This is a genomic window from Allobosea sp. TAB14, assembly GCF_052113865.1.
GTDB classification, from domain to species: Bacteria; Pseudomonadota; Alphaproteobacteria; order Rhizobiales; family Beijerinckiaceae; genus Allobosea; species Allobosea spartocytisi.
In genome coordinates this window covers 1-8700 of record NZ_JBFRDQ010000173.1, presented here as the reverse complement: position 1 = coordinate 8700, position 8700 = coordinate 1, and the positions used below count along the sequence as shown (strand labels likewise).

7 protein-coding genes and 1 tRNA gene are annotated in these 8700 nt (G+C 65.7%); 4 read left to right on the top strand and 4 right to left on the bottom strand.

The window, feature by feature from the left end:
• Together AB4Y99_RS21555 and AB4Y99_RS21550 are read right to left on the bottom strand one after the other, a co-directional pair.
• A partial coding sequence (locus AB4Y99_RS21555) for a TRAP transporter small permease (RefSeq protein ID WP_441524769.1) occupies nt 1–272 on the bottom strand: 272 nt, incomplete at its 3' end.
• Between the two features lie 53 nt (nt 273–325).
• Nucleotides 326–1312, bottom strand: a complete 987-nt coding sequence (locus tag AB4Y99_RS21550; protein ID WP_429068460.1) for a TRAP transporter substrate-binding protein — start codon at nt 1310–1312, stop codon at nt 326–328.
• Nucleotides 1313–1515: 203 nt separating this feature from the next.
• Here AB4Y99_RS21550 and AB4Y99_RS21545 point away from each other — a divergent pair, with 203 nt between their 5' ends.
• The 4 genes from AB4Y99_RS21545 (at nt 1516) to AB4Y99_RS21530 (ending at nt 7265) form a co-directional block, all read left to right on the top strand.
• The gene (locus AB4Y99_RS21545) at nt 1516–2433 is read left to right on the top strand and encodes a LysR family transcriptional regulator (protein ID WP_441524768.1); all 918 of its coding nucleotides are present in this window, start codon (nt 1516–1518) and stop codon (nt 2431–2433) included.
• Nucleotides 2434–2562: 129 nt separating this feature from the next.
• Nucleotides 2563–4689 carry a hydantoinase/oxoprolinase family protein gene (locus AB4Y99_RS21540; RefSeq protein ID WP_441524767.1) on the top strand — a complete coding sequence of 709 codons (2127 nt, stop codon included), beginning with the start codon at nt 2563–2565 and terminating at the stop codon, nt 4687–4689.
• On the top strand, nt 4682–6391 hold the full coding sequence (locus AB4Y99_RS21535) for a hydantoinase B/oxoprolinase family protein (RefSeq protein ID WP_441524766.1): 1710 nt from the start codon (nt 4682–4684) through the stop codon (nt 6389–6391). The genes AB4Y99_RS21540 and AB4Y99_RS21535 overlap by 8 nt, the downstream gene beginning before the upstream one ends.
• Nucleotides 6392–6500: 109 nt before the next feature.
• On the top strand, nt 6501–7265 hold the full coding sequence (locus AB4Y99_RS21530) for an HpcH/HpaI aldolase family protein (protein ID WP_441524765.1): 765 nt from the start codon (nt 6501–6503) through the stop codon (nt 7263–7265).
• 693 nt (nt 7266–7958) lie between these two features.
• Here AB4Y99_RS21530 and AB4Y99_RS21525 read toward each other — a convergent pair.
• Both AB4Y99_RS21525 and AB4Y99_RS21520 read right to left on the bottom strand, forming a co-directional pair.
• Nucleotides 7959–8035 (bottom strand) — tRNA-Asp (locus tag AB4Y99_RS21525).
• A 150-nt stretch (nt 8036–8185) separates the two neighbouring features.
• Nucleotides 8186–8700 (bottom strand): hypothetical protein (locus tag AB4Y99_RS21520; RefSeq protein ID WP_441524764.1); only part of this gene is annotated, 515 nt, incomplete at its 5' end.

The following is an 8700-nucleotide window of genomic DNA, read 5'->3' as shown; positions in this document are numbered from 1 at the left end:
CAGTTGAACAGCTCGACGCCGCGTCGCCAGCGCTTGGGGAGCCGGTCGACGATCAGGTTGATGCGCACATGCGCGCCGCGCCGGAAGGTATGGGCGAGGCCGAAGAAGGTCGACGCCGCCAGGCACAGGCCCGCAGCCTCGGTGGCGTCGAGCGTGACGCCGCGCATGCGACCGACGATCTGCGTGACGATGGCCAGCCCGATGCCGACCAGGAAGGCCGCGGCGAGATAGCCGCATGCCTCATAGAATTTCTCCAGAACTCCACGTATCACCGGTCACTCCGCTGGCCATGGTTCATGTGAAAGGGCGGCGTGCGGAAGGCCGGTTAGTTGAGGCTCTTTTGGTAGGTCTCGTAGACGGCCTTTTCCTCGGCGCTGGCCGTGGCCAGCCAGTCGGCCACCATGCCCTTGCCCGCGGCCTCGATGGCGTCGAGAACATCCTTCGGCGACTGGGCGATCGTCACGCCGTGGCTCTTGAGCACGGCCTCGCGCTCTTCGCCCGCCTTCCGGGAAAGCTCCCAGCCCCGCTTCGTCGCGGCCTCGCCAGCTTCGGTCACGACCTTCTGCGTCGCGGGGTCGAGCTGGCGGAAGGCGCGCTCATTGACGAGGATCGCGTTCTTGTTGTGCATCGTGCCGGTATAGGTGAAGTGCTTGACGTAATCCCAGATCTGCACGTCGGTTCCGGTCTGCGCGCTGGTCCAGAGCGACTGGATCATGCCGGTCGAGAAGGCCTGCGGCACCTCGGCGAAGGGCAGGATCAGCGCCTCCATGCCGAGCTTCTCGCCCATGATCTGCGTCTGCTTGGAATAGATGCGCAGCTTCTGGCCCTTGAGGTCGGCAAGCCCCGTCAGCGGCGCCTTCGTGTAGAAGCCCTGGCCCGGCCAGGCGACATAGCTGATGGCGCGCATGCCGGCCTTCTTGAACATGGCGTCGAAGAACGGCGCCTGAGCCTCAGTCAGCTTGGTCGCCTGCTCGTAATTGCTCGCGACGCCGGGAATGTTGTCGAGATTGTACATCGCGCCTTCGTTGCCATAGACGCCGAGGCGGATCTCGCCGATCTGGATCTGGCCGGACTGGACGGAGCGCTTGACCGCATCGAGTTTGATCAGGCTGTCGTTAGAGCGCAGGTCGATCTTGAGCTTGCCGCCGCTCTTCTCCTCGATCTCCTTGATCATCTGCCGGATGTTCTGGGTGAAGAAGCTGCTCTCCGGATAGCCCGAGGCCATGGTCCAGTTGGTCTGGGCAGCGGCAGGAGCGGCGAGCCCGATGCTCAGGGCAAGGGCGGCGGAGGCGATCAAAGCTCTACGGTTCATGGTTCCCCTCGTTCTTGTCGCGCTGCGGAGAGACCGTGCGCGTTTAGGAGCCGGAGCCGTGCCGAAGCCCGATCGACGGCCAAGGGTCAGTCCATCGCGTTATCGCGATAGCATCCAATTGAATTTATCTGTTGTTGCGATAGATTTTGTTTATCGGCCCGCAAAGCGGCCCAAAAATTGCTTGTCTGAGGGTGTGGGAGCCGATGCCGAACTGGACGCTGAAGCAGCTCGAAAGCTTCGTCTGGGTCGCGAAGCTCGGCAGCTTCCGGGCGACGGCGGAGCGCCTGAATACGACGCAGCCGAATATCTCGGTGCGCATCTCTCAGCTCGAATCCGTCCTCGGCGTGCGGTTGTTCCACCGCGACTCCGGCTCGGTCGCGCTGACACCAATTGGGCATTCGCTGCTGGGGCAGGCCGAGCGGGTGCTGCAAGCGTCCGAGGAATTCTCGCAGCAATCGATCCGCTCGGACCAGCAGGTCGGCGTCCTCAGGCTCGGCGTCGCCGAGCTCATCGCCCAGACCTGGCTGCGCGACTATCTGCTCGACCTGCGACAGGTCTTCCCTAATGTCGATGTCGAACTCAGGGTCGATCTGACGATCAACCTGCGCGAGGAGCTGGTTTCGCGGTCGCTCGACCTATGCCTGCTGAACGGCCCGATCTCCAACTTCAATATCAGCAATGTCGATCTCGGTTCCGTGCCCTATCTCTGGGTCGCCTCGCCTCGGCTTGGGCTCACCGGTTCCGACCTTGCGACGATGGCCTCGCATACGATCCTGACCCATGCGCGCAATACGCGCCATTTCGTCGAGCTCTCGGCGCATTTCCGCGACAACTGGGAGAGGCCGGTTCGGATCGTGCCGTCGAGCAGCCTCGCCGCCAGCCTGCAGATGACTCTCGACGGGCTGGGCATCGCACCGATGTCGCGGACGCTGGTGGAAAAGTACCTGGACGCCGGAGAGCTCGTTGAATTCCCCTATGAATGGAAGCCCAGCCCTCTGATTTTCAYGGCATCATATGCCCACACGCCCGCCAGCTTCCTGCTCAAGCGGGCGGCCGAACTGGCGGGGGAGCGGGCCGCGCAACAGCATCGCGGCAACATCGTCGAGCCGATGACACAATAGCCCGGCGGCAGCGTGCAGAAGCGTTGTGTCGATAAACATTCTCTATCGAATAGTATTGAAAATAATAATTCGACGACATCGACGCCGCGTTCCATCCTCCGCCTCTCGAACAACGGAGGCGCGTAAGCCATGTCCATTCTCGGGGCCCGCCTGGGCGTCGATATCGGGGGAACCTTTACGGATGTCGTGCTTGAGCAGGGCGGACAACGGTTCTCGACCAAGGTTCTGACGACCTATGCCGCGCCCGAGGATGCGATCATCGAGGGCATGCACCGGGTCTGCGCCAAGGCCGGCATCGCAGCCTCCGCCATCGGGCAGATCATCCATGGCACGACGCTGGCGACCAATGCGCTGATCGAGCGGCGCGGCGCCAAGACCGCGCTCATCACGACCGAGGGTTTTCGCGACGTCATCGAGATGCGGACCGAGAGCCGCTTCGAGCAATACGACCTCAACCTGACGCTGCCGGAACCGCTGCTGCCGCGCAACCGCCGCTACACGGTCAAGGAGCGCATGGATGCGCGCGGCAAGGTCCTGATCCCGCTCGATCGCGCCACCGTCGAAACCCTGGTCGATGAACTGCGCGAGGCCGGTTACGAGAGCGTCGCGGTCGGCCTGCTGCATTCCTATGTCAACGACGCGCATGAACGCCTGATCCAGGAGGTTCTGGCCGAACGCCTGCCGGGCGCGATGGTCTCGCTCTCCTCGGAAGTCTCGCCGCAGATGCGGGAATACGAGCGCTTYAACACGACGATCGCCAACGCCTATATCAAGCCGCTGATGAAGAGCTATCTCGTCCGGCTGAAGGGGCGGCTCGCGGCCGAGGGAGCCTCCTGCCCGATCTTCCTGATGCATTCGGGCGGCGGCATCATCTCGCTGGAAAGCGCCTCGGAATTCCCCGTGCGCCTCGTCGAATCCGGCCCGGCGGGCGGCGCCGTCTTCGCCGCGGATATCGCCGCGCGGCACGGTCTGAAGAAGGTGCTCTCCTTCGACATGGGCGGCACCACCGCGAAGATCTGCCTGATCAAGAACTACACGCCGAAAACCGCCCGCGTCTTCGAGGTCGCCCGGACCTATCGCTTCAAGAAGGGCTCGGGCATGCCGATCTCGATTCCCGTGATCGACATGGTCGAGATCGGCGCCGGCGGCGGCAGCCTCGCCCATGTCGACTCGATGAACCAGATCCGCGTCGGGCCGGAAAGCGCGGGCTCGGAGCCCGGCCCCGCCTGCTACGGCCGCGGCGGCAAGCGCCCGGCCGTGACCGATGCCGACGTCATCCTCGGCAAGATCGACCCGGATAATTTCGCCGCCGGCACGATCCCGCTCTTCGCCGACCAGTCGGCCGCAGCGCTGACGGGCGAGATCGGCGGCAGGCTCGGTATGGACGCCTTGGAAAGCGCCTGGGGCGTGGCCGAGGTCGTCGACGAGAACATGGCCAATGCCGCCCGTGTCCATGCCGTCGAGAACGGCGAGGACCTCTCGGAATACACGATGATCGCCTTCGGCGGCGCGGCKCCGCTCCATGCCGGMCGGCTCTGCGAGAAGCTCGGCATCGCSCGCYKSCTSGTGCCGCCCGGSGCCGGYGTCGGCTCGGCCATCGGCTTCCTGCGGGCRCCGTTCAGTTTCGAGGCCAACCGCACCCTGTTCATGCGGCTCGCCCAGTTCGACACAGGCCGCGTCACCAGGCTCTTCGACGAGATGGAGCAGGAAGCGACGCGGGTCGTCCGTTCCTGCGGCTGGGCCGGAGCGATCCAGGCCGAATACAAGATCTACATGCGCTATGCCGGCCAGGGCTGGGAAATCCCGGTCACGCTGACGCCTGAAGAAGCGCGCGCCGCCGATCCGGCGGTCATCCTCAAGCGCTTCGAGCACGAATACGCCAATCTGTTCGGCCGCACCGTGAAGGGCCTCGCCGCCGAGATCACGGTCTGGTCGGTCAACGCCCATACGCCGCAGGAAGCCGTGGCCCCGGTGGCACCGCTCTCGCAGACGCTCGATGCACCGGCCGAAGGCAGCCGCTCCGTCTTCGATGCCGGGCTCGGCCGCCGGGTGGAAGCCCAAGCCCATAGCCGCGACGCCCTGCCGGCCGGCAGCCGGATCGCAGGCCCCGGCATCGTCACCGAGGACGAGACCACCATCGTCCTGCCCTCGAGCCGCTTCGCCGTCACGCTGAACGACGGCTGCATCGACATCCGCCTCACCGAAGCCGCACCCGCCGCTGCCGTCGCCGCGCGGAAGGAGCCCGCCCATGTCTGAGATCTCCAAGGTCGCCTATCAGGTCATGTGGAATCGCCTGATCTCGGTCGTCGAGGAGCAGGCGCAAGCGCTGATCCGCACCTCCTTCTCGACCTCGGTGCGCGAGGCCGGCGATCTTTCGGCCGGCGTCTACAACGAGAAGGGCGAGATGCTGGCGCAGGCAGTGACCGGCACGCCCGGCCACGTCAACGCCATGGCCGATGCCGTCGCCCATTTCATCCGCCGGATCGGGCGCGAGAACATCGCCGAGGGCGACGTCTACATCACCAACAATCCCTGGGAGGGCACCGGCCATCTGCACGACATCACCGTCGTCAGCCCCTCCTTCCACAAGGGCCGCCATGTCGGCTTCTTCGCCTGCACGGCGCATATCGTCGACATCGGCGGGCGCGGCTTCGGTGCCGACGCCAACTCSGTCTAYGAGGAAGGCCTGCACATCCCGATCATGAAGTTCGTCGACCGCGGCACGGTCAACGAGACACTGGTCACGATCATCCGCGGCAATGTCCGCGAGCCCGACCAGCTCGTCGGCGACATCTACGCGCTTGCGACCTGCAACGAGATCGGCCATCGCCGACTGGTCGACATGATGGTCGAGTTCAAGCTTGCCGACCTCGCCGGCATCTCCGATTTCATCCTCACGAATTCCCGCCAGGCGACGCTCGACAAGATCGCCGCCCTGCCCCGCGGTGAAGCGGAGGGTCATATGCGGATCGACGGCTATAGCCGGCCGATCGACCTCAAGGTGAAGATCTCGATCGAGCCGGACGGCGTGCTCTGCGACTGGGCCGGCACCTCCGGCGTCGACAAGAACGGCATCAACGTGCCGCTGGTCTATACGAAGGCCTATACCTGCTATGCGCTGAAATGCGCGATCGCGCCGGAAATCCCGAACAACGCGGCCTCACTGGAGCCCTTCCGCATCACGGCGCCCGAGCATACCATCGTCAACGCGGTCTGGCCGGCGCCGGTGGCCCTGCGCCACATCATCGGCCACATGGTGCCGGACACGATCTACGACGCTCTCGACAAGCTGCTGCCCGGCCTGGTGCCCGCTGAGGGCGCCGGCAGCCTCTGCAACTTCCAGGTCTCGCTGCGGCCACGCAGCGACGGACCCTGGCCAGCCGATCCCGTGCGCGCCGAGGTTCTGACCTTCAACTCCGGCGGCTCGGGCGCACGGCCGGCGCTCGACGGCATGAATGCGACCGCCTTCCCCTCCGGCGTGATGACGATGCCGGTCGAGGCGACCGAGCAGGTCGGCCCAGTCATCGTCTGGCGCAAGGAGCTTCGGCCCGATTCCGGCGGCAAGGGCCAGCATCGCGGCGGGCTCGGCCAGCATATGGAGGTCGGCGCCTGGGAGGGCTACGAATTTGACATCCAGGCGATGTTCGATCGCGTCCATCACCCCGCCCGCGGCCGGCGCGGCGGTGGCGGCGGCGCGCCGACGACGATCGCGCTCGACGACGGCACCGCGATGAAGGGCAAGGGCAAGCAGTTCGTGCCGCATGGCCGCAAGGTCGTCATGGCCTTCCCGGGCGGTGCCGGCTACGGCGCGCCTGCAGAGCGGGGGCAAGCCAGCATCGAGCGTGACCTGGCGCTGGGCTACATCTCAGCCGATGCCGCCCGCGTCGATTATGGCCTGACCGAGGGCCGCGCGGCGGATGTCCTTGCGACATCGCGCCGTGGTGAACTGCCTCGCTAGAGCATGCGCGATCCGATCAGGTTGGTTCAGCCTGATCGGATCCGGCTTCAGGCCCGCTCGGGGAACGCTCCGGCGGGATGGTCTCCACCTTCTTCATGAAAGCCGAGCGATGAAACTGCCTTCCAACAGATTCCTGGCGTCGATCCGCAGCGGGCAGCCGCAGATCGGGCTTTGGCTCAGCCTTGCCAGCGGGTACGCGACCGAGGCCGTCGCAGGCGCCGGCTTCGACTGGCTCCTGATCGATACCGAGCATTCGCCCAACGACCTCAGCTCCGTCCTGACCCAGCTTCAGGTTCTCGCCGCTCATCCGGTGACCCCGATCGTGCGCCCGGACTGGAACGACCCGGTCCTCGTCAAGCGACTGCTCGATATCGGGGCACCCGGCCTGCTCTTCCCGATGGTCCAGTCGCCCGAGGAGGCTGCGCGAGCCGTCGCAGCAACGCGCTACCCGCCGCATGGCATCCGCGGCGTCAGCGGCTGCACCCGCGCCAATGGCTTCGCGCGCATGAGCGACTATTTCAGCCGGATCGAGGAAGAAACGGCCGTGCTCGTCCAGGTCGAGACACGGGCGGCGATCGCGCAGGTGCTGGAGATCGGGCGCGTCGAGGGCGTCGACGGCGTCTTCTTCGGGCCCGCCGACATCGCCGCCGATATCGGCCTGCTGGGAAAGCCGAGCGATCCGGCGGTCTGGGATGTCATCCGCCCGGCCGCGCGGAAACTGATCGAGGCCGGCATCCCGGWCGGCACCCTCGTATTCGATCCCGCCTTCGCGAGGAGCCTCGTCGCCGAGGGCTTCTCCTTCGTCGCCTGCGGATCGGACGCCGTGCTCCTGGCCCGTGGTGCCGACAGCCTTTCAAGGACGATGAGAGGCTGAGCTCCAGCTCGCCTCGCCTTCTCACATGACCTTGCCACGGCGAGGTCGTCGCCTGATGGCGCCAGTCGGATCGCCGGCCTTATCGGGCTGGCACCGTCGGTCGAGATCGCCAATTTTTGGAGCTTGCTCCATTCGATCGTGCTCCAACATGGCTTCCCGGTCGAGCCCGGAACGACCGGGCGGCGGCGCTCGAGATCGGCAAGCCCGCGCGCCGACGCGATGAGCCCTCCTCCGCGCAAGCCGACGATTCTCACTTCTTGGGCTCGGATGGGCGGCGGTCGGACGACCAGACGAGCTTCAAAGTCGGCGTTTTGCTCTCTGTGGTCGGTTTCGTCAGGCGGCGCCTCTTGCGGGCCAGCGCCAAGCGCGAAATGAAACGAAGATGATTCCGTGGATCCTGCATCATGTGCCCCGGGTGATCTGGTTTGTTTCGATTTGGCCGGCACAGGCGTAGCGAGACAACAAACCGCAAGATCGAGGCCAGCACCTCATTCGATCGATGGAGGCAAGCGGGAAGCCGGATTCAACAGAGTCATAGCCCGATCGACACCGCCGTGATCCGCGACGTCGATACCTATCGACCAGCGGACCGGGCGACGCTCGGACAGAATAAATCGAAGCGAGAAGGGTAAGGGCCGCGCGCAAGACGATGCGACAAGCGGCAGGGTTCCCGAGTTAAACCCTTGATTTAAATGGCGCGGGCGACGGGGCTCGAACCCGCGACCTCCGGCGTGACAGGCCGGCACTCTAACCAACTGAGCTACGCCCGCGCTGGGCGACTGAGGCGCGGTGGCCGTCAGCGAGGTGTGGATTATGGCCCCGGGCCGGAAGTGTCAAGCGCCCGATGCCGGCAAAACCAAATCGGTGGAAAAATATCTCCGGCACCGCGAAAAGACGCGCCCCGCGCCGGGCCGCAAAACTCATTCCCGAGAGGCCAGACAGGGATCGAGCATCACATGGCGGGCGTTCTGGCGGGTGTAGCCACCGCGCAGCACCGCCATATCGCCGAGTTTCAGGTCGTTGGCGCCATAGGTCACGCAGAGCACGCGCACGCCCGGATCCGCGCAGACGGCGACATACCAGACCGCGCCATCGGTCTGGATCAGGGTGACGGGGCCGGCGATCGCCATATCGACACGCGAATCGCGCGGCACCGATTCCGGGAGCTGGGCCGCGATGCTCTCGCAGCTCGCCGGCGTCGCCGGCTGCTCGGGCTGGGAGAAGGCGGGGCGCCCCTCGAAGAAGGAATCGGGCAGGAGCGACTGCGCGGCCGCCTGTTGCGCGGCGAGGAGGGCGAAGCCGGCCAGCCACCGCAAGGCAAGACCGGGATGTCGTGATCGGAAGCTCATGGCCGGAACAGTGCCGACGAAGATGGCGGAATTCGGCTGCGTACCGGAGCGCTTTGCGGGCAACGCTGCCGAGCCTGCTTGCGATA

What these genes read in the sequence shown, in the direction of transcription:
- AB4Y99_RS21550 (WP_429068460.1), bottom strand. Translation starts at nt 1,312, where the DNA reads ATGAACCGTAGAGCTTTGATCGCCTCCGCCGCCCTTGCCCTGAGCATC.